Raw genomic sequence first — 25521 nt, 5'->3', positions numbered from 1 at the left:
GTTCCACCTCGCGCGCCGCGCGGAGGGTGGCGTGGACCTCGGCGAGGAGGTCCGTCTCCCGCACCAGTCCGCCACCAGACCCGCGTCCGCACGGGACCGCACGTGCACCTGACAACCCCGGCGGCCGGGGTCAGTACCCCAGGAAGTGATCGCGTTTGATCCGCCGCACCTTGCCCCGCAGGCTCCGCGAGACCGTGTCGACGAAGTCCGGCCGACCGGACACCAGCGCCGTGCGCGCGGACAGGTCGGGGACGAGCTCGGCGATGGCGTCCCCGTCGACCTGCTCCACCGGCAGCCGCACGACCCGGGCGCCTGAGGCCTCGAGCTCGGCGACGTAGGGCTGGTCCTCGCGCTCCCCCAGGACGACGACCACGTCGCGGCTGGGGTGGGCGGCGAGCTGGCTCAGGAACGGCGTGACGCCGATGCCCGCACCGACCAGGAGGACCGGACCGGACGCCGGCCACACGAAGTCGCCGTGGACCGCGGTCACGCGCATCCGGTCGCCGGGGGTCGCGGCGGCCAGCGCGCGCTTGAACGAGGAGCCGGGCTCGGGATGCCGCGTCGCGACCACGACCTCGGATCCGGGGGCGGACACCACGCTGAACATGCGGCGCCGGCCTCGGGTGTCGACGCGTCCGTGCGGCACGTCGAGCTCGACGTACTGGCCCGGCCGGAACCGCAGCGGGCGATCGGCCGCGAAGACGTACTCCACGACGTCGTCCCCGAGGCGCCGGCGCTCACGCAGGGTCAGGGTCCGCGAGCCCTGCCGCAGCGCGAAGGCCACGAGTCCGGTGACGACGAGCGTCAGCTCGTACGTGCTGGTGAAGGGCTCGGTCGTCCACGGCTCGCCGAAGATCCGCGAGGTGAGCAGGGGCCACGTGAAGAGGAAGCCGGCGAGGGCGGCGACCCCGAGCTGCTGCAGCCGACGCGGCGGCAGGGTGAGCGGCTCGCTGAGCATGAAGCCGCCGAAGAACACGATGGGCGTCGAGTAGAGCGTGAACCGGACGGCCTCCTCGAGGCCGGCGCCGACGCCGACCTGCCACCAGATCGTGACGGCCACGGCGACCACGGCGAAGACGGCACCGAGCGCGAGCCGTCGCGTCCGGTACAGCACCACGACCGCACCCAGCAGGACGAACCAGAACAGCGACTCGCTGGCCACCCACCAGCCCGTGAACGGGATCGGCCAGTCCGTGAACCAGCCGAGCAGGACCGACAGCACCACGCCGGCGGCGGCCGGGTTCACGAGGTGACGCCCCCGCCAGGCGATGAGGTACTTCGACACCTGCGCCAGCGCGGCGACGAGCGCGAGCCAGGCGAGCTGCTCGGCGTGGGTGGAGGGCCAGTACAGGAACCACATGATCAGCGCGGTGACGACCGACGACTCGAGATGGGGCTGGGCGCCGACGAGCCGTCCGACGACGAAGTTCACCACCACCGACGTCGCCACCATCACCGCCAAGGTGAGCAGCAGCGCGTCGACCGGGAAGATGTCGGAGTCGAGCACGCCGAGGGCCGACTGGACCACGGCGACGACGGCCAGCGCGAGCAGCACGACGGTGACGAGCCGGTACATCGTGAACCGGCCCAGCTGGCGATCCAGGAACGTCATGCGAACACCTCTCCGGGCAGCCCGTGGGCCACCAGTCGCCGGTCACGGTCGAGGGCCGCCCACCAGTGCCCGGTGCCGGACAGGTCGGAGGCGAAGAAGGCGGCGGTGGCCAACCCGTCGGCCCACGCCGCGTCGGGCCCGCCCGCCCAGGCCGCCACCACGTCGCGGGTCGGCGTCCCGGACCGGGCGTCGAGCACGTGGTGCAGGTCCTCGGACCAGCGCCTCCGGTTGCTGGCGGATCCGCAGATCGAGTCGCCGTCCGGCACCTCCACGACGGCGATCGCGAGCTCGGCGTCGTGGGGGTCCTCCAGCGCCACGCGCAGCACCCCTCCCGACCGGTTCACCAGGTCGCCGCTGGCGTCGACGACGCACGGCTGGTCGATCATCCCAGCGATCTCGCCGGCGATCCAGCCCTTGCCGACGGCGCCGATGTCGAGGACGACCGGGCCGGGCACGCGCAGCACCGTGCCGACGAGCTCGCAGTCGGCCCACGAGGGCACGCGCACCGGGTCGCCGGAGGGAGTCAGGGTGTAGCCGGCGCCGTAGCCGAGCTGCTCCAGCGCCCCGCCGACGAGCGGGCTGACGGCACCTGAGGTCAGCGCGAACAGGCGGTCGTAGACGGCCAGGATGGCCGGGGCGTCGGGGCCGAGGTCGACCTCGCGTTCGGTGCGCAGGGCGTTGGCGGCCGAACCGACGCGGAACCGCGACCACGTCCGATCGAACGAGTCGATGCGGGCCGTGATCGCGGTTCGCAGTCCGGGGGCGATCGGGTCGGGGGTCCCGATCGACCACGCGGTTCCGATGGCGTCGAAACGCCAGTCGGAGTTCATGGGGTCAGGCCTGCGCCTGGCCGATGATCTGGTCGATGGCGTCGTTGAAGCCGCCGCTGGTCAGCGACGAGCCGGACACCTTGTCGACGTCGAGATCGGTGATCTTGCGGCCTTCGACCTGGGCGTCGATGCCGCTCTCGAACTTGCCCTGGAACTGCTCGGAGTTGCCGCCCTCGGCGTTGCCGTCGGCGTCGAGCTCGGTGATCGTGCCGTCGGCGGCGAGGGTGACCTCGACGTCGATCGACTGGGTCTGGCCGTCGGGGGTCGTGTAGGAGCCGGTGGCCTCGTACTCGCCCGGCGTGAAGGCGGCGGCGCCGGCCGGGGCCGACGCGGCGGGCTCGGACGCGGACGGAGTGGTGGCCGAGGGAGTCTTGCTGCTGGAGGACGCGTCGTCCTCGGCGGCGTCGCTGCCACAGGCGGCGAGGGTCAGCAGGGCGGTGGAGGCGGCGAGGGCGGCGTACGTGCGTCGCTTCGTCGGGTTCATGGGGCTCCTGGGTCGGTACACGAAATGGTTTCTCGTTCAACCGTCGTGCGTCCAACGTAGGCGAACCCGTCGCGGATCACTACCTCCGGGGGGCTCCCGTGGACGACCCACAGGGACTTCTCAGGTGAGCGCCGGCCTAGTCGAGGCAGAACTCGTTGCCCTCGGGGTCACGCATGACGAGGAAGCCCGCCTCCATCGGCGGCTCGGGCTCGAACCGTCGCACGCGCTCGGCCCCCCGGGCCACGAGCCGCTCGGCGGCGGCCTCCAGCGCCGCCATCCGCTCGTCGCCCTGCAGGCCCGGAGCGGCGCGGACGTCGAGGTGGACCCGGTTCTTGGCGGTCTTTCCCTCGGGCACCTGCTGGAAGAACACCCGGGGCCGCGAGCCGTCAGGGTCCTCGATGGCCGCCCGGGCATGGCGCTGGTCCTCGGGCACGCCGACCCGTTCGAGGAAGTCGTCCCACGCGGCCCAGGGATCGTCGCCGGGCTCGAGCTGGGCGTCGGGCGGCCCCGGCACCTCGTAGCCGAGCGCGGCGGCCCAGAACTCGGCCAGGAGACGGGTGTCGCGGGCGTCGAAGGTGATCTGCACGTCGAGGCTCATGGAGGGCTCCGTTCCGGTGGTCCTGGTCCCATCCTGTCCCCGCCGGACGACAGAATCGACCCCGTGACGCTCTTCCATCTCGTTCCCGCCGCGCACTGGCGCCTCACCGAGGACCGCCGGGTGTACGAGCCGGCCTCGCTGGCCTCCGAGGGGTTCGTCCACCTGTCCACGGACGACCAGGTCGCCGGCACCGCCGCACGGTTCTTCTCCGGCGTTCCCGACCTGCTGCTGCTCGAGGTCGAGATCCCGGAGGACGACCCGCGCCTGCGGTGGGAACCGAGCGCAGGACCCCGCGGAGTGGAGGAGTTCCCGCACTTTCACGGCCCTCTGCCGCTGGCCTACGTCGCGGGCTGGTCCAGATGGCGGTCGGGTGCGGAACCGTTGGGCCCGGAGTCTTAGGCTTGCCTCATGACTGTGGACAGGAAGGTGCGCGTCGCCGTCGTCGGCGCCGGCCCCGCTGGCGTGTACGCGGCCGACATCCTCACCAAGACCGAGGGCCTCGACGTGACCGTCGACATCCTCGACCGCGACCCGACCCCGTTCGGCCTGATTCGCTACGGCGTGGCGCCCGACCACCCGCGGATCAAGGAGATCATCAAGGCGCTCAAGCGCGTGATGGCCAACGAGGACATCCGGTTCTTCGGCAACGTCAACTTCGGCACCGACATCAAGCTCGAGGACCTCAAGGGGTTCTACGACGCCGTCGTGTTCGCCACCGGCGCGCGCCGCGACCGTGAGCTCTCGATCCCGGGCGTCGACCTCGACGGCTCGTACGGTGCCGCCGACTTCGTCTATTGGTACGACGGCCACCCCGACGCCCCGCGCGAGTGGGACTTCCAGCCGCACGCCAAGCAGGTCGCCGTCCTCGGCGTCGGCAACGTCGGCCTCGACGTCGCGCGCATCCTGGCCAAGACGGCCGACGAGCTGCTCGTCACCGAGATCCCCGACAACGTCTACGAGGGCCTCAAGAACAACGCCACCACCGACGTGCACGTGTTCGCGCGTCGCGGCCCGGCCCAGGTGAAGTTCACGCCGATGGAGCTGCGCGAGCTGAGCCACTCCCCCACGATCGACGTCGTCGTGCACCCCGAGGGCTACGAGTTCGACCACGGCTCGATGGAGGCGCTCGCCGCCGCGAAGAGCCAGAAGCTCGTCGTGAAGGTGCTGGGCGACTACCTGGCCAAGGAGCCGTCGGGCGCGCCCCACCGGATCCACATCCACTTCTGCCAGAACCCGGTCGAGATCCTCGGCGAGGACGGCCGCGTCGTCGGCCTGCGAACCGAGATCACCGAGCTCGACGGCACCGGCAACGTGCGCGGCACCGGCGAGTTCAAGGACTGGCCCGTCCAGGCCGTGTACCGCGCGATCGGCTACTACTCCGACAACCTGCCGGGCCTGCCGTTCGACTCGAACGGCGGCGTGCTGCCGAACGACGGCGGTCACGTGCTCGACATCGACGGCTCGCCGATCGAGGGCGTCTACGCCACCGGCTGGATCAAGCGCGGCCCCGTCGGCCTGATCGGCCACACGAAGTCCGACGCCGCCCAGACGGTCAAGATGCTCGTCGAGGACCTGCCGCAGCTGCCCGCGCCGGAGTTCGCCGACCGCGAGGCCTTCGACCGTCACCTCGACAGCCGCGGCGTGGAGTACACGACGTGGGAGGGCTGGGAGAAGCTCGACGCCCACGAGATGTCCCTCGGCGAGGGCGACACCCACCCGCGCGAGCGCAAGAAGGTCGTAGCCCGCGACGAGATGGTCGGCATCGCGCGCGGTTGAGGTTCGACGTCGAGATCACGTGGTCTCGATACGCCGCTCGCTGCGCTCGCGAGCTACTCGACCACCGGGCCGGCTCGGTGATCGAGTGCCGCGGCGAGCGCCAGCGAGCTCGCGGTGTATCGAGATCAGGAAGACCGGGCCCGGTGATCGAGTGCCGCGGCGAGCGCCAGCGAGCTCGCGGTGTATCGAGATCACACGCTCCTAGACTCGGACCATGAGCCGACTGCTGCTGATGCGCCACGGCAAGGCCGCGTTCCCCGACGGGGTCGAGGACTTCGAGCGACCCCTGGCCGACCGCGGGCGGCGCGAGGCGGCGCTGGCGGGCGAGTGGATCCGTGAGCACGTGGGCACGGTCGACGTCGTGCTGTGCTCCACCTCCACCCGCACCCGCGAGACCCTCGCCGCCACCGGCCTCGAGGCTCCCGCGCGCTTCCTCGACGAGATCTACGAGGGCTGGACCGGGAGCCTGCTCGAGGCGATCCAGTCCGTCGACGACGCCGCGTCCACCGTGCTGCTGGTGGGCCACGCCCCCGGCACCCCGGGCCTGGCCGCGCGGCTCGCGGGCGAGGACTCCGACCCCGATGCCCTGCACACCGTGCGGGCCGGCTTTCCCACCTCGGCCATCGCCGTGCTCGACGTCGCAGGTCCCTGGGCCGCGCTCGAGGTCGGCACCGCCACGCTGACCGACGTCGTCATCCCGCGCTGACGGCCGCCTGCGCGGCCAGGGCCTCGGCCAGCATCGACCGGCCGAACCAGGCGGGCACCACGGCGCGGGTGTCACGGGGCGCCTCGATCTCGACCTGCCGCGCCCGCATCGCCTGCTCCCACGAGACGTCGCCGCGCCACACGTGCGTCAGCGTGCGCAGCGTCGCCCGCACCGTGGCCGAGACCTCGTAGCCCGGGTCGTAGTCGCAGGCGTCCACGACGCCGCCCGACACGACGAGCCACCACCGGCGCGCCCGCTCCAGGTCGGTGAACTCCACCGCCACGCACGTGCGCCCGGGCGGCCAGGCGGCACTCGGCACCGTGCGGCGGACGTCCCACATCAGCAGGTGCGGGTCGAGGTCCTCGTCGCCGAAGTCCTCGATCCACCGCAGGCCCCACACGCCCAGGCTCATCACGGCCGTGTGCAGGTCGCGGCCGCACTCGGTCAGCCGGTAGCCGGACGCGTCGTGCTCGATGATCCCGTGGCGCTCGAGCGCCTGGAGCCGCTTGGACAGCAGCGCCGGGGACATCCGTGGCACCCCACGCCGCAGCTCGTTGAAGCGCGTGCTGCCCAGCAGGAGCTCGCGCACGATCAGGATCGTCCAGCGCTCGTCGAGGATCTCCATCGCCTTCGCGAGTGGGCAGAACTGGCCGTAGGAGGTCGCCATGGGTCTTCCCCTTCGTCCCGACCATCGTGCGCCTCGCCGGCCTCCCGGCGCCACCACCCGATCGGACGGTACAGAAACGGAACTGGTATCACCGCGGGCCCCGGGCGGACTCTGGGTGGAGGAACACCACACGAAGGAAGATCCATGGGAATCACCGACACCACCGCCACCGACGCGGTGCAGCAGGACACCGAGCTGAAGAACAAGCACCGCCGCATGTGGGGGCTGGGCGACTACCCCCGGGTCGCACGCGAGATCGTCTCGCCGCTGGGCGCCGTCCTCGTGGACGCGCTGGAGGTGAACCCCGGCGAGCGGGTCCTCGACGTCGCCGCCGGCACCGGGAGCGCCGCGGTCCGTGCGGCACAGCGGGGCGCGACCGTGGTTGCCTCCGACCTCACTCCCGGCCTGCTCGAGGCAGGCCGGACCGAGCACCCCGACGTGGACCTCACGTGGGACGTGGCGGACGCCGAGGCACTGCCCTACGAGGGCGACGCCTTCGACGTCGTCATGTCGTGCATCGGCGTGATGTTCGCGCCGCACCACCAGCAGGCCGCCGACGAACTGGTGCGCACGTGCCGCCCGGGCGGCCGGATCGGCATCGTCTCGTGGACGCCTGAGGGCACGATCGGCCAGCTCTTCGCCACGATGAAGCAGTACGTGCCGCCGCCCCCGCCCGGCGCCTCACCGCCGCCGCTGTGGGGGAACGAGGAGCACGTGCGGGCGCTGCTCGGCGACCGGGTCGGCGACGTGCGGGTACGCCGGCTGACCCTGCCGGTCACGCACTTCGAGGGCGGGGAGCAGTTCCGCGACTACTTCGCGGCCCACTACGGCCCGACGATCGCGGCCTTCGCCGCCCACGCCGACGACCCGGAGCGCACCGCCGACCTCGAGCGCGACCTGGCCGCTCTGGGCGAGCGTGAGGGCTCCCGCTCGGAGGAGGGCTTCACGATGCAGTGGGAGTACCTCCTCGTCACGGCCGAGGTGCGCTGAGCTCGGACGGCGCACCCGGACAGAGGACGGCCTCAGGATCTCCCTCCGATCCTGGGGCCGCCCGGCCTGTCCCCCTTGCCTCAGCGCACCCGCAGCACGAACGCGCGGCTCGCCGGCGAGGTCAGCGACGTGCCGCTGAACCGTGCCGTCAGGCGCACCGAGGACTTCTGGCGCGGCAGGGTCACGGTGACCTTGCCGCCCTTGACGTTGCCCGACGCGAGCAGCTTCGAGCCCCGGTAGATCCGGACCTTCCCCGAGCTCTCGACGAAGCCCGGGGTACGGACCACGACGCGCACCTTGGCACGCGTCCGCTCCGTGACCTTGCCGTTCAGCACCTTCGCCGACACGGTGGCCCTCGCCTTCGCGATCGTCACGTCGACCGAGGTGCGGCTCGGCTCATGCGCACGGTCACCGGCGTAGAAGACGGTCACCGCGGTGGTGCCCGGCCGCAGGGCGGTACCCGGCACGCGGATCGTCGACGAGCCGCTGCGCATGATCGCCGAGGCGACGATCCGACCGCCGGCCGTGGCGTAGAGCAGACCGCCGGCGTCGGGAGCGCCCGTCACCGTGATCGCGGTCGGCTTCCCGTAGGTGCCGCGCGCCGCCGAGGCGGTGATCGCCGAGTCGGCACGGACGTCGACCGTGACGGTGCCGGCCGAGTCGGCGTAGCGACCCTCGCCCGCGAAGGCGACGTCGAGCACGTGACGACCCGCCCGCAGCGAGCCCGCCGACACCGTGACCGTGGCCCTGCCATCGGCGACCGCGGCCGTGCCGAGCACCTCGTCGCCCAGCGACACGGTGGCCGTGCCACGGGGCGAGCCCGTGCCCGAGGCGACCGTGACCGCGACGTCGAACGCCTCGTCGGCCCACACGACGGACGGCACCTTCGCCGTGGTCGTCGTGGCGACCTCGGCGGCCGCGCCGGGGTCGAAGCCGACGATCACGGGGTCGTGGTCGCTGGCCCGGAACGGCGTGGACGCGTCGAACAGGTTCGTCACGTTGTTGTTGAACCGGCTGTACTCGCGGCCGATCGACTCGGGCGCGTTGATGGTCCACACGTCGGCGCCGGTGACCCGCGCGAATGCGGCCGAGGAGGCGAACACGTGGTCGAGCGAGCCGTGCATGCCCTCGAACTGGTAGGTCTCCTCGTCGGTGAGGCGCTGGTCGACGTTCACGAAGCCGGCGTCCTCGATGATCGCCAGCGGGTCCTCCTTGGCGTAGGAGTTGAAGTCGCCGAGCAGGAACACCCGGTCGGTGTCGGTCTGCTCCTCCAGCGAGGACACGAAGTCGACGAGCGCCTCGGCCTGACCGACGCGAGCGCGGTTCGACGCACCCTGGCCGTCGCCCTGGTCGGCGTTCACGCCGTCGCCCGAGCCCTTCGACTTGAAGTGGTTGACGATCGCCAGGAAGTCCTGGCCGGCGTCGCCGTCGACCGGGCGGAACTCCTGCGCCAGCGGGGCGCGGGCGCTGGCGAACGCGGGCGAGTCGAGGATGACCGACGGCCCGACCGGCTCGACCACGTCGCGCTGGTAGATGAACGCGGTGCGGATGACGTCGCGACCGGAGGTCGGGATCGTCGACGGCGACAGGACCGCCGCCCAGCGCTGCGAGCCGGCGTCGGCGTTGAGCGCCGCGACGAGCGTCGTGAGGGCCTCGTCGCGATCGGCGCCACCGAGCGAGCCGGTGTCCTCGATCTCCTCCAGCGACAGCACGTCGGCGTCGAGCGTGTTGATCGCCCGGACGATCTTCGCCTGCTGGCGGGCGAGGCTCACGTCGTTGGCGGCACCGCGCGGACCGTTGTTCGTGCAGGTGTTCACGGTGATGCGGTTGCCGTCGCGGTCGGTGTAGAAGGTGCAGGTGCCGCGGCTCGAGGACACCCAGTCCTCACCGGTGGTGGTGAAGTAGTTCAGGACGTTGAACGAGGCCAGCTTGACCGCTCCGCCGACGTCCTTCGGTGCCGTCTCGCGCGTGCTCTGCGGCGCGATCGTGGCGGACTCGCCACCGGCCGCGAAGGGCTGCGTCGGCTGGAGCTTCCACGTGCTGTTGCGCCAGTCCATGACCAGCGGCTCGTCGATCGTGACCGACGCGCCCGTGCGGACCTCGTTGGTCGGCGTCAGCCACGGACCCGGGATCGCGCGGTTGGCGCCCGAGGTGAAGTTGATGCTCTTGCCGTCGTCGAGCGTGATCATGCGGGCCGCGTTCCGCGCCACCAGGGCGTCGTAGGCGGACGTGCGCGGACGGACCTCGTTGGTCGGCTGCGGCAGCACGGTGTCACCCGAGGCCAGGCCGATCTCGCCGAAGGTGTTCGTGCCGTAGTTGTTCGTGAGCGTGAACGTGCCCGCCGTGGCGTCGACGAGCATGCCCTCGAGGGCCTCACGCTGCGCCTCGGTCATGGGGAAGGTGACGGGAGTCGGCGTGACCGTGCCGGCGGTGGTGGCGTCCTGCCACGTCGCCGCGGTGATCTGGGTCAGGCCGTTGAACTCCGACACGGCGCCGGTGACGTCGATCGTGTCGCCGAGGTCGACCGACTGCGCGAACGCGGTGGACGAGCCGAAGACGAACAGGCCGTGTGACGCGGGACCGGCCGTGCCGCCGGTACCGGGCGTCTGGAGGTACGCGCCGTTGAAGCCGCCCGACGCGTAGAGCGCCGTGACGACGCCGGTGGTGGTGACCGTCTGGCCGACGCGCGGGCTGGCCGCACCCGTGCCCTGGATCTGCGCGATCGTGACCGTCTCGGAGGGCTCGGGCTCTTCGGGCTCGGCGTCGCCGGGGCCGGCGCAGGTGGCGCCGCACGCCACGGGCGAGGGCGCCGCGGTGGTGAAGTCGGTGGAGTTCACGTCGGTGTCCGCGCCCGCTGCGCGCGTCACCGAGGCGGTCACCGTGTAGCCGTCGGCCTTCGCCGTGCCCTCGTAGGTGTTCGAGAGGCCGTAGCCGATGAGATCGACCAGGGACGCGTTGGCACGGACGGTGGCCAGGTCTCCGGTGAGCGCGGTCTCGGAAGAGACGAGCGCGATCGTGCCGCCGTTCGAGTTGCCCGAGAAGCCGGTCGTGCTGGCCACGTCGGGGGTGGGCAGCGCCGCGCCGTTGGCGGCGTTCGAGTTGCCGCTCACGAGCAGCGTTCCGCCGGGCTCGAGGTGCCGGTCGCCGAGGGGGATCACGGCGGAGAAGTTCGCGGTGCCGTTGTACGCGCGGTACTGCACCGACCAGCCGTTGACGCTGATGTCCTCGTCCGTCGGGTTGTGCAGCTCGACGAACTTGTTGAGGTAGGTGGCCCCCGCGGAGCCGCCGTTCAGGTAGACCTCGTTGATCACGAGGCCGGAGCCGTCGGGAGCGGCGGTGGCCGCGGGCGGCACCGCCACGGCCGCACCGGCCGCCACGGCGAGCGCGGTCAGACCGCGAAGGACAGGACGAGACATCGGGATTCCCCTCGAGTGGTGCTGATGGAGTGAGCCGGGGCGGCCCGCGTGCGGACCGCCCCGGCTCAGGTCACTACTTGACGAACGTCTTCGCGGACGTCGTGGAGCCGTTCGCGACGGAACTGCCCTTGTAGAACACCCGCAGCGTCGCCTTGCCGCGCGGGAGCTTGGCCAGCTTCACGCGGGCCACGCCGTCCTTGACCGTGGCCTTGCCCACGACCTTGGTGCCGCGCTTGACCACGACCGTGCCGGTGGGCGTGAAGCCCTTGGCCGAGACGCGGGCCTTCAGGACCGCGCCCTTGGACTTGATCTTCGAGGCGACCACGGCGCGCACCGAGGTGTCGGCCTTGGTGACCTTCACGGTCGCCGTGGCGTCGGCCGGCTCGTACGAGGCGCTGCCGTTGAAGAACAGGCCGTAGGTGTACGAGCCCGGCTTGAGCGCCGTGCCGCCGAAGCGGAACGTGCCCTTGCCGTCGGACAGGAAGGCCGTGCCGACCTGCATGCCCAGCTGGTTCGCGACGTAGACGATGCCGCTGGTGCCGGGGGCGGCCGTCAGCGTGATGGTCGCGCCCGTGCCGTACGGCGTGGTCGAGCCCTGCGCGGTGAACGGCGTCTCGCCCTTGATGACCTCGACCGAGACGGTGGTCTCGGAGCCGGCCACCGTGCCGGAGCCCTGGTAGGCCACGGTCAGCGTGCGCTGGCCGAGCCGCAGGTCGGAGGCCTGGACCTCGACCGTCCCGGAGCCGTCCGTCACGGTGCCGGTGCCGACCTCGGTGGCGCCGTCGCGGACGACGACCGTGCCGTCGAGGTCGCCCGCCGCCGCGGTGACGTCGACCGAGACGTCGAACGCCTCACCCTTCGTGACCTGGGCGGGAGCCGTGGCGGTGGTGGTGGAGGCGGCCTTCTCGACCGACAGCGGGATGGTGGCCACGGTGCCGCTCGGCGACGCCTCGGCGCGGATCGTGCCGCCCTCGATCGCGCCCGCGGGCACGGTGAAGGAGAACTGGCCGGAGGCGCCGTTGGTGACCGGCTGCGAGCCGAGGTCGAGCGTCTGGCCGTCGCCGTACTCCAGGGTGGCCTCGACCGACGTGTTCGCCGGGCTGCCCAGCGAGGTCAGGTTCAGCTTCGGCAGCGAGAACGTCGCCGTCTCGCCGACCTCGTAGGAGCTCGCGAGGCCCGTGACGGCCACCGAGCGGCGGCCGAAGTCGGGGGTCACCGGGGACTTGGCGCCCAGGTACTCGATCCAGCCCTCGTAGTCGACGACACCGGTGTCGACGTAGGTGCCCTCGGCGAAGGCGCGGAAGTTGTCGCCGCCGGTGGCCAGGAACGACGGGACGATGACCTTGTAGGACTTCGCCGGGTCGAGCAGCTGATCGTCGATCCAGACGCTGGTGATGCGGTCGCCCTCGGCGCGGGTCGCGTCGTACGTGTAGCGGACGTTGTCGGACACGCCCAGCTGCAGGTACGGGCGGCTCGGCACCGTGTTGTCGGGGTTGCGCTGCCACTGCTGCTCGAAGACCTTCTTCAGCGACTCGCCCGTGAGGGTGACCGTGAAGAGGTTGTTGGTGAACGGCAGCACGGCGTTGGCCTCGGCGAACGTCACCGAGCCGTCGGTGTTGTTCGGGCCGCCGGTGGTGGTGTTACCGGCGAAGAACAGCTCGTCGCGCAGGCCGCCGGGGTTGTTGATCGACAGGTCGGCCGGTGCGTTCGTCGCCTTGGACTGGGCGAGCATCGCGTCGGGCACGAGGTTGCCGATCGTGGACTCGCTCGCACGGTCGTCGCGACCGGTCTTGGGTGCGGCCGGGTTCGACGGCGTGTAGACGCCGCCGACGTAGCTGCCGCCGGTGTAGGCGGTGGTGATGTCGGCCGTGATGTCGGCGACCTTCTCGTTGCCGATCGTGGCGGCGTACGCGAGGGCGTTGTCGACGATGGTCTTGACCGCGGCGACGCGGGGCAGCTGCTCGTTCGCGGTGGCGACGCGCGGGACGTTCGCGACCGTGTGCGAGGCGACGTCTCCGGTGTCGGGATCGACCGACAGCGTGACCTTGCCGATGTTCTCGCCGTAGCTGCCCGTCTGGATGATCGGGCGGGTCTTGGCGCCCTGGCCGGGGACCGGGGCGTCCCACGCGTAGGCCTTGTGGGTGTGGCCGGTGAAGATCGCGTCCACCGAGGCGTCGGTGTTGTTCACGATGTCGGCGAAGGCGCCGCCGTGGGCGACCTCCTCGGCCAGGCTCGAGCCGTCGGGGGTGCCGGCGCCGGCACCCTCGTGGAACGCCGCGACGATGACGTCGGGACGGTCCGCCTCGGGCAGCGCCTCGAGGCGGTCGACCTCGGTGTTGACGGCCTCGACCGGATCGGTGAACGTCAGGGTCGAGATGCCGGAGGGCGTCACGAGCGAGGGCGTCTCCTCGGTGACCGCGCCGATGACCGCGACCTCGAGGCCGCCGACGGTGAAGGAGGCCGACGCCGGCAGTGCCGCGGCACCCGTGTCCCGGAGCTTCACGTTCGCACCGAGGTGCGGGAAGTCGGCCCGGTCGGTGACGCGGCCGACGAGGTCGTCGAAGCCGCGGTCGAACTCGTGGTTGCCCACGGACGAGACGTCGAGGTCGAGCGCGTTGAGCACGTCGATCGTGGGCTCGTCCTGCTGCGTGGCGGACGCGAACGGCGAGGCGCCGATGTTGTCACCGACCGAGAGGAAGAGCGTGTTCGCCTCTCCCGCCGTCTGTCGGATCTGCTCCACCGTCGTCGCGAACTTCGTGGTGTTCGAGTCGATGCGGCCGTGGAAGTCGTTGATGTCGACGAGGGTGATGTCGACGGGGTCGGCCGCGGTGGCCGACGGGGCCACGACGATCGGTGCGCTCAGCAGCGCTCCGATCGCAACGGCCGAGAGGGAACGTCGGGACTTCAAGGTCTGTGTCCTTTGTCGCAGGGGAACCGGTTTGGCACACCGTAACCCTGAGAATCAGCCAAGAGACCGGACGGACCATGACATTTTGGTTAAGACGCGGCAAAAGGTCGGGGGCGCCTCGTGGACGCCGCGGCGTCAGAGCGCGATGACGGCCCGGAGCCGGCACGGGCCCTCGGGCGCGGCCACGATCGGGTCCATCGCGAAGGGCACGCTGGCGCCCGCCCGGACCCGGTCGAGCTCCACGACGCGCGCCGGTCCGGTCTGCTGACCGATGAACGCCGTGACGCTGTAGTCGCGGACCTGCTTGCCGGTGTTCTTGAGCGTGCCCTGGACCTTCCAGACGCCCTTGGCGTTCCGGCGGCAGACGTAGGAGGTGATCGCCAGCGGATCGACCGTGCCCGAGGCCTCGGTGGAGACCTTGCCGGGCGTGGTGGAGGCCGAGCTCGCCGACGGGGTCGGGGCATCATCGCTCCCGCCGCAGCCGGCCAGGGCGAGGACGAGCACCACCGGGAGCCACGCACGCATGGGGCCATCCCATCACGCCCCCTCGAAGCGCTTGCGGAGGCTCACCCGGCGACCGTTACGATCGAAGGTGAGGAATCCATCATCTTTACCGGGAGGTCGCGTGACCATCGAACGCATCGGAGTCGTCGGAGGTGGCCTCATGGGCTCCGGCATCGCAGAGGTGAACGCGCGCGCCGGCATCTCGGTCGTCGTCGTCGAGGTCACCGAGGAGGCCGCCGCCGCCGCGCACGGCCGGATCGAGACCTCGCTGCAGCGTGCCGTCGACCGCGGCAAGCTCACCGAGCAGGACCGCGACGTGACCCTCGAGGCCATCAAGGTCACGACCGACCTCGACGATCTCGCCGACCGCCAGCTGGTGGTCGAGGCGGCGAGCGAGAAGGAGTCGATCAAGCTCGACCTCTTCACCCGCATCGGGAGGATCCTGCAGGACCCCGACGCGATCCTGGCCTCCAACACGTCGTCGATCCCCATCGTGAAGCTGGGCGCCGCGTCCGGCCGAGCCGACCGGGTCATGGGCGTGCACTTCTTCAACCCGGCGCCCGTCATGAAGCTCGTCGAGCTCATCCCGTCGCTGACGACCTCGGACAAGACGCTCGACCGGATGCGCTCCTACGTCTCGGAGACACTCGGCAAGCAGCCCATCGACGCGACCGACCGCGCGGGCTTCATCGTCAACTCGCTCCTGGTGCCGTACCTGCTGTCGGCGATCCGGATGTACGAGGCCGGGTACGCCTCGGCGAAGGACATCGACAACGGCATGGTGCTGGGCTGTGGCCACCCGATGGGGCCGCTCGCGCTGAGCGACCTCATCGGGCTGGACACGATCAAGGCGATCGGCGAGTCGATGTACGAGGAGTTCAAGGAGCCCCTCTACTCGCCGCCGCCGCTGCTCGACCGCATGGTCGACGCGGGCCTGATGGGCAAGAAGTCGGGCCAGGGCTTCTACCCCTACCCCTGAGGCTCAGTCGGTGGTGCGCTTGCCGAGACCCTGGTCGGGCAGCAGGCGCAGGAACAGGCCCTCGGCCTCGGCGCACACGACGTCGCCGTGGCGGATCTCGCCGCGGATGAACCACTTGCGGCCCTCGACCCGGTCGATCCACGCGACCGTCTCGAGCTCGGTGTCGATCGGGGTGAGGGCGCGGTAGTCGGTGTGGAGGTAGGCGGTGCGGGTGATGCCGCCCGCGGCGAGCGACGCGATGATGCCGAGCACCTCGTCGAACAGCAGGCTGACGGCTCCGCCGTGCACGGCCATCCCGCCGCCCATGAACCAGCGCCCGAAGCGCACGGTCCCCTCGACGCGGTCGGTCGTGCGCGAGGTGACGTCCAGCTCGGGCAGCATCGCGTGGCCGCGCACGGGCAGCTCGGCGACGCGGCCGTTGACCTGATGCTGCTCGTCGGTGACCGACGGCTCGAGGCGCTCGCGCCACCGCGCGAGGTCGGCGGAGAGTCCGTCGATCGCCTCGCGGTCCATCGGCATCGCGGCCAGCACGTCCTGCACCGCGTGCAGGTTCCGCACCAGCTCGCCGTAGGCGCGGACGTCGTCCGCGGCGAAGTCGCCCTTGAACATCTCTTCCCAGCTCACCGGGCCGAGGCTACCCAGCGCGCCGGGTCGGGCCGACCACCGCTCCCCCGGCGTGGACGAGCCCACCGCTCGTCGGGAGGCGCCGACCGCTGGTCGCTCGTGACCGGGCTCGGGGTGCACGGCGCCACCGCGAGTCGACACAATGGCAGCGTGACGTGACCCACACGCACCGTTCGACCCCGCCGGAGGCCCCATGATCGTCCCGCTCACCCTGCGCGACTTCCTCGACCGCGCCCGCACCGTGTACCCCGACCGCGTCGCCGTGGTCGACGAGCCGAACCAGGTGGCGGACTCGTGGGGCGAGGTGACCTACGCCCAGCTGTACGCGAGGGCGCGCAGCCAGGCCGCGACGCTCGACGAGCTCGGTGTGCCGCAGGGCGCGAGGGTCGCGATGGTCTCGCACAACGCGGCGCGGCTGCTGGCCTCGTTCTACGGCGTGGCCAACTGGGGCCGCGTCTTCGTGCCGGTGAACTTCCGGCTGGCGCCGGCCGAGGTCCAGTACATCGTGGAGCACTGCGGCGCCGAGGTGGTCATGCTCGATCCCGAGCTGGCGCACCTCGCGGAGTCCTGCTCGTCGGCCAAGCACGTGTTCGTCCTGGGCCGCGACGACGACCGGATCTGGGCGTCGAAGGCCGAGCCGGCCGAGTGGGAGCCCGACGAGAACGCCACCGCCACGATCAACTACACCTCGGGCACGACCGCCCGGCCCAAGGGCGTGCAGCAGACGCACCGCGCCCGCTGGGTCAACGCCACCACCTTCGGCTGGCACGCCACGCTCACCGACCGCGACGTCTACCTGCACACACTGCCGATGTTCCACTGCGACGGCTGGGGCCTGCTCTACTCGGCCACGGGCGTCGGCGCGAAGCAGGTCGTGATCCGCCAGATCGACGGCACCGAGATCCTGCGGCGTATCGAGGAGCACGGTGTCACGGTGCTGGCGTGCGCTCCCGCGGTGCTCAATGCCACGCTCGACGCGCTCGAGGACTGGACGGGCGACACGGGCCGCGACCGGGTGCGCTGCATCGTGGCCGGGGCTCCCCCGCCGACCCGCACCATCCAGCGGGTCCGCGAGGAGCTCGGCTGGGAGTTCATCCAGATCTACGGCCTCACCGAGACCTCGCCGCTGCTCACGATGAGCCGCATGCGCGAGGAGTGGGACGACCTCGAGGGCGAGGAGCAGGCACGCCTGCTGGCCCGCGCCGGCGCCCCCACGATCGGCACGCGCGTGATGATCGACGACCAGGGCGAGATCCTCGTGCGCAGCAACACCGTGCTCGCGTCGTACTGGGAGAATCCGGAGGCCACCGAGGACGCGCTGGCGGGCGGCTGGTTCCACACCGGCGACGGCGGCGTCTACGAGGACGGCTACGTCACGATCGCCGACCGCAAGAAGGACGTCATCGTCTCCGGCGGCGAGAACGTGTCGTCGATCGAGGTCGAGGACGTGCTGGCCTCGCACCCGGCCGTGCGCGAGGTCGCGGTGATCGGCATCCCCGACGACAAGTGGGGCGAGCTCGTCCTGGCCCTCGTGGTGCTCGACGGCGACGTCACCGAGGACGACCTGCGCGCCCACGCGCGCGAGCGACTCGCCGGGTACAAGGTGCCGAAGCGCGTCGAGTTCCGCGAGGAGCTGGCCCGCACCGCCACCGGCAAGCTGCAGAAGTTCAAGCTCCGCGAGGCCTACTGGGAGGGCCGCGACCGCCAGGTCAACTGAACCCGATACGCGGGCTCGTTCCTCGCCCCGCTACTCGATCACCGGGCCACCGGCGACGGAACTGCGTGCGTAACCCCGACACGCGGGCTCGTTCCTCGCCCCACTACTCGATCACCGGGCCGGAGCTGCGTGCGTGATCTCGATTCGCCGGGCCGGTGATCGAGTAGCTCGCGACGGAGTCGCGGCGTATCGAGATCCTGCTCAGCCCGTGTTGCGCAGGCCGTTGGCGATGCCGTTGACGGTCTGGAGCAGCGCGGCGCGCATGTCCTCGTCGACCGCTTCGGGGTCCTCGCGGTAGCGGGCCAGCAGGTCGACCTGGGCGAACGAGATCGGCTGGAGGTACGCGTCGCGGACCTCCAGCGTGCGGCGCAGGCCCGGCTGGTCGTCGAGGACGTGGCGCTCGCCGGTGACCCGCAGCACCTCCTCCACGGTGACCGCGTGCTCGGCCCGGATGCGGTCGAAGATCGGGCGCAGGTCGGCCGGAACGAGCGTGTTCACGTAGTGCCCGGCGACGTCGAGGTCGGTCTTCGCCAGCGTCATCTCCACGTTCGAGATGAACGTGCGGAAGAAGTGCCACTGGTCGAGCATCTCGGCCAGCACGTCGCCCTTCCCGGCGAGGCGGGCGGCGCGCAGGCCGCTGCCGACACCGAACCACCCGGGCACGATCTGGCGGCTCTGGGTCCAGCCGAACACCCACGGGATCGCGCGCAGGCCGTCGATGCCGCCCCCGGTCTCGGGGCGGCGCGACGGGCGCGAGCCGATGTTGAGGTCGCCGAGCTGGTCGACCGGGGTCGAGGCGAGGAAGTACTCGAAGAGCCCCGGGGCGTCGATCAGGCGGCGGTAGGCGGCGTAGGCGGCGTCGCTGACCTGGGTCATCGTGTCGTCCCACTGCTGCATCGACTCGGTGGGCGTGCGGGCCTCCAGGTGCAGCGTGGAGGCCTCCAGCACCGCCGCGAACGACAGCTCGAGGTTCTCGTGGCCGAGGCGCGGCAGCGAGTACTTGTCGCTGATGACCTCGCCCTGCTCGGTGAACTTGATGTCACCCGTGAGCACGCCGTACGGCTGGGCCAGGATCGCGTCGTAGGTGGGTCCGCCGCCGCGGCCCACCGTGCCACCGCGTCCGTGGAAGAGCCGCAGGGTGACGCCGTGCTTCTGCGCCACGTCGCGCAGCGCCCGCTGCGCGCGGTGCAGCTCCCACTGCGAGGTGGTGATGCCGCCGGCCTTGTTGGAGTCGGAGTAGCCGAGCATGACCTCCTGCCGGTCGTCGCGCAGGCGGACCAGCGCGCGGTAGTGGTCGTCCGAGAGCAGCTCGTCGAGGACGTCGCCGGCCCGGCGGATCTCGTCGACCGTCTCCAGCAGCGGCACGAAGCCGAGGCGGGCGAACGGCGGCGTCTCCTCGCTGCCGACGAGGTCGACCAGCCCGGCCTGGCGCGCGAGCACGACCGGCGCGAGCAGGTCGTCGCCGCTGACGGTCATCGAGACGATGTAGGACTCGATGACGTCCTCGCCGAAGGCCTCCTTCAGCTCGCGGACCGCGGCGAAGACGCCGTAGGTGCGCGCGCCCCACTCGTCGAGCGACGGCGGGTCGGCGGCCAGCGGGCGCAGCCGGCCCAGCTCGCGCGAGAGCAGGGCGAACCGCTCGTCGCGGCTGAGGTCGTCGTAGGACGTCTCCGACTCGTCGAGCCGGTCGAAGAGGAGCGCGAGCGCGTGGTGGTGGGCCTCGGCGTGCTCGCGGATGTCCATCGTGGCCAGGTGCAGGCCGACCGACGAGATGGCGCGGATCCCCCGCGCCAGCATCCGGTCGGCGATGAGCTCGCCGCCGTGCGCGCGCAGCGACGCGTCGACCACGGCCAGGTCGGACAGCAGCTCGTCGCGGTTCGCGTAGTCGCGGCCCGGGACGTGAGGCGTGCCCTCGGCGACGCGCGCCGCCGAGTTGGCGACCTTCAGCTTGACGCACGACAGCTTGAGCCGGTAGGGCTCGTGCGCGTTGACGTTCAGCAGCCGGGGGTCGAGATCGGGCAGCGCCACGAGGTCGGCCTGCAGCGACTTGGTCAGCTCGGCACTGACCTCGACCAGCTCGTCCGACGACGACAGCTCGCGGATCAGCAGGTCGAGGTTGGCGTCGACGATGCGCGTGGCGATGCGGTTCTGCAGCTGCAGGATGCTGAGCGTGACCTCGGGCGTGACGTTCGGGTTGCCGTCACGGTCGCCGCCGATCCAGGTGCCGAACGACAGCGGCCGACGGGCGGGGTCGAGAGCGATGCCGTGCTCGGCGAGCCGGTCCGCGAGGTCGGTGCCGATGTCGGGCAGCGCCTCCTCGAGGATCTGCTGGAGGAAGAACACGAGGTGGCGCGCCTCGTCGAGCGGCGTGGGTCGCGTGCGACGGACCGCGTCGGTCTGCCAGATGAGGTCGATCAGCTGGGCCAGGTCGCGGTCCTGCGCGACGCGGCGGCGGGTGCCGGGCTCGGCGGAGTCGACGAGGATGTCGGCGATCCGGCGCAGCTTCGTCAGCACGGTGCGGCGGCTGACCTCGGTGGGGTGGGCGGTGAAGATCGCACGGACGTCGATCCGCTCCACGCCGTCGCGCAGCGCGTCGACGCCCTGCTCAGCGACGATGTCGTCGATCGCGCGGGCCAGCCAGCCCTGGTCGTCCGGGCGGGCCTCGATGCCGCGCACGCGGGCCACCTGCTCGGCCACGTTCGCGAGGTTGAAGTAGACGCTGAACGCCCGCACGAGCTTGCCCACGGTGGGCGCGTCGAGGTCGGCGAGCAGCGCACGGATCTGCGAGGCGGCCTCGTGGCGCTCGTCGGGGTCGTCGGACTCCTCGATGACCTTGCCCTGGGCGCGCACGAGCTCGACCTGGTCGAAGAGGTGCTGGCCCTCCAGGCGCCGCAGCGTCTGGCCCAGCAGGTCGCCGACGCGGCGCACGTCGGTGCGCAGCGACTCGTCCTTGGATCGGGCGATGGCATCGAACTCGGAGTCGGTCATGGAGCTCCCCTCGGCTGGCGAAAGTCGTGGGGCGCCGTTGCCCGCGACCAGCCTAGTCAGATCCGCGGCGGCGTGGGAGTGACGCGCGGCTCAGGGCGCGTGGTGGACGACGGCCTCGACGAGCTCGCGCCACGGGCCGTCTACCTGGCGCTCGGGCAGGGTGGCCTCGCGGTCGTTGGCCTGCAGCTCGTAGACGAAGCCGTCGGGGTAGCCGTCGCCGGGAGTGGCGTCCCACGGGCACGCCTCGACGAGCGGCCACCAGGCCTGCGCCTCGTCCTCGGACGTCGCCTCGACCTCCCACTGCCGGCGCAGCCCGGCGAAGCCGCCGGTGCGGGTCACCCGGACGACGAGGAGGGGCTGGTCGATTCCGTCCATACCCCCACAGACTGCCACGCGGATCGCACCACGTCAGCAGCGTCGTGATTCTCGGCGACCGCCACCGTGGCCCTGGCGAACTGCTCGAACGTGGCCCGCGGGGACAGGTCGCCGAGCAGGGTCTCGTACCAGATCCGGCCGGCGACCTCCCACGCGTTGCCACCGAGCCCGGTGGCGACGAGGTGGAACGCCTTGTTGGGGATCCCGGAGTTGAGGTGCACGCCGCCGCTGTCCTGCGTGGTCTCGACGAAGTCGTCCATGTGGGCCGGCTGCGGGTCCTTGCCCAGCACGTCGTCGTCGTAGGCGGTGCCGGGCGCACTCATCGACCGCAGGGCCCGGCCCTGGACCGCCTCGGTGAACAGGCCCTCGCCGATGAGCCACGACGCCTCGTCGGCGCTCTGGCCGGCGGCGTGCTGCTCGACCAGGGCGCCGAAGACGTCGGCGACGGACTCGTTGAGCGCCCCGGACTGGTCGCGGTAGACCAGCCCGGCCGTGTACTCGACCACTCCGTGCGCCAGCTCGTGGCCGATCACCGAGAGGGAGGCCGTGAAGCGCCCGAAGATCTCACCGTCGCCGTCGCCGAAGACCATCTGGGAGCCGTCCCAGAAGGCGTTGTCGTAGGCGACGCCGTAGTGCACGGTGCCCGCCAGCGTGAGCCCGGCGTCGTCGATCGACTGGCGTCCGTACACGGAGCGGAGCAGCCCGTCGGTGGCGCCGAAGCCGTCGTAGGCCTCGTCGACGGCGACGTCGCCGGTGGGCGGATCGCCTTCGGAGCGGACCACGCGCCCCGGCAGCTCGGTGCGGTTCTCGGCATCGCTCACCCGGCGCCGCAGGGGCGTGTCGGCCGCCGGCGGGCGCGCCGACGGGTGCCTGTGGCCGCCGTGCCCGGGCCGCTCGGACAGCGCGTGCTGGGCCGCGCGGGCAGCCGTGGCGTAGCGGTCGTCCTCCAGCGAGGCGATCTGACGGAGCAGGTAGGGCGGGACGATCCCCCGAATCGTTTCCATGCCTCGACCGTAGGGCCCGGCACCGACATCGCGCGCGGCGACGACTGCCACGTGAGACGAGGCGCGCCGTTCGGCCATCAGACGTAGCCGTTCGGTCGTCGCGAGGACGCCGGCTCCCCGGCTAGCGTGACGGCATGCCCTCCTGGACCCTGCGCGACCACGGTCGCGACCTGGCCGTGCACGAGGACGCCGAGGGTCGCGTTCGGCTCGGCCTCGACGGCGTGGACGTCGACGAGGCCGTGCTGGGCCGGCTCGGCGAGCACGAGTTCGAGCTCGACCGGCTGGCGGGCCGTCACCAGAAGGTGAAGGCCGAACGTGGCGTGCGCGGCGGGATCACCCGCGTCTCGCTGATCGAGTCCGGGAACGGCGAGCTGCCCGTCACCGTGCCGTTCGTCCCGCCCGACGGCTCGCGACCCCGCCGGCTGTACGACCTGCGCGAGGCGCACCCCTACGCGTACGCCACCCGGCACGTCGCCACCTCGGCGGCCGGCCTGCTCGGGCTCGGTGCCCTGGTGTCGGCGTTCCTGTCCCGGTTCGCACCGCGGCTCGACTGGTCGTGGGTGCCCAACCCCGACATCGAACTGCCCGACTGGAACCTCTTCGGCTGGGTGCCCGACCTCTTCGGCTGGGTACGCGACCTGTTCGCGTGGTGGCCGGACTGGGACCTCGGCTGGCTGAAGGTCGTCCTCGGCCTCCTCGTGGCCGTCAGCCTGACGGTGAGCGAGATCCAGCGGCGCAAACGGATCCGTCAGCGCGCGGAGGCTCCTCCGCCGCCGTCCGACGACTCCTGATCGCGCTCGTGCCTCAGCGTCTGCACGCCCCGGCTCCACGCCGGCAGCGCGCCTCGCGCCTCGTGGTCCGGAACCTGACGGCTGAGCACGAAGCGGACCATGAAGAAGCCGATCACCACCATGGCGATTCCGAGCACCCAGCCCAGGCCGGCGCGGTCCTCGTTCGCCAGCCACACGATCACGGTGGGCACCGCGAACACCAGCATGAGGATGATCGAGATCATCCGCGCGCCGGCGGCGTTGGCGGCCGCCGCGGCGGGACTGGTGTCCATCATGTTGGCCTCGATGAACTGCGCCGGGCGCATGAACGCGAACCACGGCAGCACCACGAAGACGACGAGCCTGAGTCCCGCGAGCATCGCCGCGCCCGCGTTGGAGAGGATGATCAGCGCCAGATCGGAGGTCGCGGTGCCACTGCCGCGCGAGGCGTCGAACCAGTAGTGCCAGCCGTCGGGCCGGCGGGTCGCCTCGATCGTCTGCTCGACCCCTGATCTCAGCCGGACGTAGGTCCCGGTGAGCCCCAGGATCGGGCCCATGAGGAACGGCAGCGCGAGGATGCGCGCGAACGCCACCATGATCGACGGACCGGCGAACCGCAGCCAGATCGTCTCCAGCACGGCCCACGACACCGGCACCACCGCCCCGATCATCAGGACCAGGCCCAGCAGCTCGTCGCCCTCGCTGTCGGCCGCCACGTCGTCGATGACGAGGTACTGCGCGACGACGATGGCCACCACCAGCAGCCACGGCACCGGCGTGAACAGGATGCGCCGCCACGGCGAGTTCCACGTCATGGGCGCGAGCGTAGGGCAGCTCCTCGCGGCGGGCCCGCCCGACGTCGACTGACGTCGAGTGGCGCAAACCCGGGTCGCGAGTGGCGCAAGAACGCCCGCCACTCGGCGAGTGGCGGGCGAATCTGCGCCACTCGGCGAACCGGGGGGCGGGCGAGGGGCCGAGGGTCAGGGCTGACGGCGCCAGACGGTGACCTGGCGGCCACCGTAGAGCGCGGGCAGGTTCTGCGGAGCGCGCGCCTGCACCAGCTCGGCCTGGAGCTCGGCGACCTTCGCCTGCAGCGCCGCCACCTGGTTCTCCAGCGCGATGACGCGCTTGACGCCCTCCAGGCCCAGGCCCTCGGCGGTGAGGTGCGCGACCATCCGCAGCAACTCGATGTCACGCAGTGAGTAGCGGCGGCCGCCGCCGGAGGTGCGCCCGGCCTCGACCAGGCCCATCCGGTCGTACGTGCGCAGGGTCTGGGGATGCAGTCCCGACAGCTCGGCCGCGACGCTGATCACGAAGACCTTCGCCTCGGGGCCGGGTGGGATGAATTCGTTCATCTGGCACTCCCCGTCCTCGCGGCGCGGAACGCCTCCACCGCGGCCCGCTCGTCGGGCGACGGCTCGTGGGGCACCTGCACCTCGACCGTGATCAGCAGGTCGCCGCGCGACCCGTCGCGCCGCGTGCCGCCCTTGCCGCGCGCACGGAACGTGCGGCCGTTGGGCGTGCCCGGCGGCACCTTGAGCTTGACTGACGGACCGTCGATCGTGGGCGCGCTGACCTCGCCGCCGAGCACCGCGTCGTCGAACGGCAGCGGCACGGTGACCGTGAGGTCGTCGCCCTTGCGCCCGAAGCGCTCGTCACCCTCGACGTGCACCAGCAGGAACAGGTCGCCCGCGGGAGCTCCGGTGTCGCCCTTCGCGCCCTTGCCGCGGATCTTGATCCGCTGGCCGTCCTTGACGCCGGCCGGCACCTTGACGTTGATGGTGCGGCTCGACGGCGCGCGGCCGGTCCCCGTGCAGACCTCGCACGGGTGCTCGACGATCAGCCCGCGACCGCGGCACTGCGCGCAGGGCTCGGTCATCGCGAAGACGCCGCCCGAGGCACTGGTCTGCATGCCGCTGCCCTGGCAGTTGCCGCACACCTTCGGGACGGTGCCGGGCTTCGCGCCCGTGCCGTGGCACATCGTGCACGGCTCGTCGCTGGTGAGCCGCAGCGGGAGCGTGACGCCCTCGACGGCCTGCCGGAAGGTGATCGTCGCCTCGGTCTCGAGGTCGTCACCGCGTCGCGGCTGGGGTGCGCGGCGGCGACCGCCGCGGGCACCCCCGCCGAAGATGCCGCCGAGGATGTCGCTGAGGTCGAAGTCGACCCCGCCGTTGGGGTACGAGCCGCCGCCACCGCCGGGCGGGAAGCCGCCCTTGAACTGGCCGAACAGCGAGCGCTGCTCGTCGTACTGCTTGCGCTTCTCGGCGTTGCCGACCACCCCGTAGGCCTCGGAGATCGCCTTGAAGCGCTCCTCCGCCTGGGTGTTGCCGGGGTTGGAGTCGGGGTGGTTGTCCCGCGCCAGCTTGCGGTACGCCTTCTTGATCTCGTCGGCCGAGGCATCCTTCTTGACGCCCAGGACCGCGTAGAAGTCCTTCGTCGCCCAGTCAGTCGGTGCGCTCATTCACCCCTCCTCCCTCTCGTGTCTTGGTGATCTCGATACGCCGCTCGATCACCGGACGGCTGGCTCGGTGATCGAGTGCCGGCGAGCGAAGCGAGACGGTGTATCGAGATCA

The 25521-nt window shown here is 71.5% G+C and carries 22 protein-coding genes; 7 read left to right on the top strand and 15 right to left on the bottom strand.

What is annotated here, in order from left to right; all coding sequences use genetic code 11:
* Positions 1-130 precede the first annotated feature (130 nt).
* The 4 genes from H1W00_RS04685 to H1W00_RS04670 all read right to left on the bottom strand — a co-directional run bounded on the left by H1W00_RS04685 (position 131) and on the right by H1W00_RS04670 (position 3524).
* The gene (locus tag H1W00_RS04685) at positions 131-1612 is read right to left on the bottom strand and encodes an FAD-dependent oxidoreductase (protein WP_181754087.1); all 1482 of its coding nucleotides are present in this window, start codon (positions 1610-1612) and stop codon (positions 131-133) included.
* A complete protein-coding gene (locus tag H1W00_RS04680) occupies positions 1609-2442 on the bottom strand; it encodes an FAD:protein FMN transferase (protein ID WP_181754085.1) in 834 nt (277 codons plus the stop codon). Before H1W00_RS04680 ends, H1W00_RS04685 begins: the two co-directional genes overlap by 4 nt.
* A gap of 4 nt (positions 2443-2446) precedes the next feature.
* Positions 2447-2926: an FMN-binding protein gene (locus H1W00_RS04675; protein ID WP_181754077.1), complete on the bottom strand. Its 480-nt coding sequence runs from the start codon at positions 2924-2926 to the stop codon at positions 2447-2449.
* 136 nt (positions 2927-3062) lie between these two features.
* Entirely contained in the window at positions 3063-3524 is a 462-nt protein-coding gene (locus tag H1W00_RS04670; RefSeq protein WP_181754074.1) for a VOC family protein, read from the bottom strand.
* A 63-nt stretch (positions 3525-3587) separates the two neighbouring features.
* Here H1W00_RS04670 and H1W00_RS04665 point away from each other — a divergent pair, with 63 nt between their 5' ends.
* The 3 genes from H1W00_RS04665 (at position 3588) to H1W00_RS04655 (ending at position 6006) form a co-directional block, all read left to right on the top strand.
* Positions 3588-3923 carry a DUF952 domain-containing protein gene (locus tag H1W00_RS04665; protein ID WP_181754072.1) on the top strand — a complete coding sequence of 112 codons (336 nt, stop codon included), beginning with the start codon at positions 3588-3590 and terminating at the stop codon, positions 3921-3923.
* A gap of 9 nt (positions 3924-3932) precedes the next feature.
* Entirely contained in the window at positions 3933-5300 is a 1368-nt protein-coding gene (locus H1W00_RS04660; RefSeq protein ID WP_181754070.1) for an FAD-dependent oxidoreductase, read from the top strand.
* Positions 5301-5514: 214 nt separating this feature from the next.
* A complete protein-coding gene (locus H1W00_RS04655) occupies positions 5515-6006 on the top strand; it encodes a SixA phosphatase family protein (protein ID WP_181754068.1) in 492 nt (163 codons plus the stop codon).
* On the opposite strand, the gene H1W00_RS04650 is transcribed toward H1W00_RS04655, so the two are convergent.
* Positions 5993-6673, bottom strand: coding sequence for a winged helix-turn-helix transcriptional regulator (locus H1W00_RS04650; RefSeq protein ID WP_181754067.1), 681 nt, complete (start codon positions 6671-6673; stop codon positions 5993-5995). The two genes, H1W00_RS04655 and H1W00_RS04650, sit on opposite strands and share 14 nt — an antisense overlap.
* 144 nt (positions 6674-6817) lie before the next feature.
* Between H1W00_RS04650 and H1W00_RS04645 the strand changes: the two genes are divergently transcribed.
* A complete protein-coding gene (locus H1W00_RS04645) occupies positions 6818-7663 on the top strand; it encodes a class I SAM-dependent methyltransferase (protein WP_181754065.1) in 846 nt (281 codons plus the stop codon).
* Between the two features lie 80 nt (positions 7664-7743).
* Here the strand turns inward: H1W00_RS04645 and H1W00_RS04640 are convergent, their stop codons facing one another.
* The 3 genes from H1W00_RS04640 to H1W00_RS04630 all read right to left on the bottom strand — a co-directional run bounded on the left by H1W00_RS04640 (position 7744) and on the right by H1W00_RS04630 (position 14512).
* Complete coding sequence (locus H1W00_RS04640) at positions 7744-11079, bottom strand: ExeM/NucH family extracellular endonuclease (protein WP_181754063.1); 3336 nt, start codon at positions 11077-11079, stop codon at positions 7744-7746.
* 73 nt (positions 11080-11152) lie between these two features.
* Positions 11153-13987, bottom strand: coding sequence for a 5'-nucleotidase C-terminal domain-containing protein (locus H1W00_RS04635; protein WP_181754061.1), 2835 nt, complete (start codon positions 13985-13987; stop codon positions 11153-11155).
* 135 nt (positions 13988-14122) lie between these two features.
* Positions 14123-14512, bottom strand: a complete 390-nt coding sequence (locus tag H1W00_RS04630; protein ID WP_181754059.1) for a hypothetical protein — start codon at positions 14510-14512, stop codon at positions 14123-14125.
* 106 nt (positions 14513-14618) lie between these two features.
* Between H1W00_RS04630 and H1W00_RS04625 the strand changes: the two genes are divergently transcribed.
* Positions 14619-15470, top strand: coding sequence for a 3-hydroxybutyryl-CoA dehydrogenase (locus tag H1W00_RS04625; RefSeq protein WP_338072904.1), 852 nt, complete (start codon positions 14619-14621; stop codon positions 15468-15470).
* 3 nt (positions 15471-15473) lie between these two features.
* Here the strand turns inward: H1W00_RS04625 and H1W00_RS16990 are convergent, their stop codons facing one another.
* The gene (locus H1W00_RS16990; RefSeq protein ID WP_181754055.1) at positions 15474-16094 is read right to left on the bottom strand and encodes a hotdog domain-containing protein; all 621 of its coding nucleotides are present in this window, start codon (positions 16092-16094) and stop codon (positions 15474-15476) included.
* Between the two features lie 193 nt (positions 16095-16287).
* On the opposite strand from H1W00_RS16990, the gene H1W00_RS04615 reads away from it, so the two are divergent.
* Positions 16288-17811: an AMP-binding protein gene (locus H1W00_RS04615; RefSeq protein ID WP_181754053.1), complete on the top strand. Its 1524-nt coding sequence runs from the start codon at positions 16288-16290 to the stop codon at positions 17809-17811.
* A gap of 201 nt (positions 17812-18012) precedes the next feature.
* Here H1W00_RS04615 and ppc read toward each other — a convergent pair whose 3' ends face one another.
* From ppc to H1W00_RS04600, 3 genes are all read right to left on the bottom strand, one after another.
* Positions 18013-20799, bottom strand: coding sequence for a phosphoenolpyruvate carboxylase (gene ppc, locus H1W00_RS04610; protein WP_181754051.1), 2787 nt, complete (start codon positions 20797-20799; stop codon positions 18013-18015).
* Between the two features lie 90 nt (positions 20800-20889).
* Entirely contained in the window at positions 20890-21174 is a 285-nt protein-coding gene (locus H1W00_RS04605; RefSeq protein ID WP_181754044.1) for a protealysin inhibitor emfourin, read from the bottom strand.
* Positions 21135-22178, bottom strand: a complete 1044-nt coding sequence (locus tag H1W00_RS04600; protein ID WP_181754042.1) for a M4 family metallopeptidase — start codon at positions 22176-22178, stop codon at positions 21135-21137. Before H1W00_RS04600 ends, H1W00_RS04605 begins: the two co-directional genes overlap by 40 nt.
* 134 nt (positions 22179-22312) lie before the next feature.
* Here H1W00_RS04600 and H1W00_RS04595 point away from each other — a divergent pair, with 134 nt between their 5' ends.
* A complete protein-coding gene (locus tag H1W00_RS04595) occupies positions 22313-22969 on the top strand; it encodes a hypothetical protein (RefSeq protein ID WP_181754040.1) in 657 nt (218 codons plus the stop codon).
* Here the strand turns inward: H1W00_RS04595 and H1W00_RS04590 are convergent.
* From H1W00_RS04590 to dnaJ, 3 genes are all read right to left on the bottom strand, one after another.
* Positions 22927-23763 carry a hypothetical protein gene (locus H1W00_RS04590; RefSeq protein WP_181754038.1) on the bottom strand — a complete coding sequence of 279 codons (837 nt, stop codon included), beginning with the start codon at positions 23761-23763 and terminating at the stop codon, positions 22927-22929. The two genes, H1W00_RS04595 and H1W00_RS04590, sit on opposite strands and share 43 nt — an antisense overlap.
* 165 nt (positions 23764-23928) lie before the next feature.
* Positions 23929-24303: a heat shock protein transcriptional repressor HspR gene (locus H1W00_RS04585; RefSeq protein ID WP_181754036.1), complete on the bottom strand. Its 375-nt coding sequence runs from the start codon at positions 24301-24303 to the stop codon at positions 23929-23931.
* Positions 24300-25409, bottom strand: a complete 1110-nt coding sequence (gene dnaJ, locus H1W00_RS04580) for a molecular chaperone DnaJ (protein WP_181754034.1) — start codon at positions 25407-25409, stop codon at positions 24300-24302. Before dnaJ ends, H1W00_RS04585 begins: the two co-directional genes overlap by 4 nt.
* Positions 25410-25521 lie beyond the last annotated feature (112 nt).

This window comes from Aeromicrobium phoceense, assembly GCF_013868155.1.
Lineage (GTDB): Bacteria > Actinomycetota > Actinomycetes > Propionibacteriales > Nocardioidaceae > Aeromicrobium > Aeromicrobium phoceense.
Note: the sequence above shows the minus strand (reverse complement) of the source record. Positions and strands in the feature narration are given on the sequence as shown.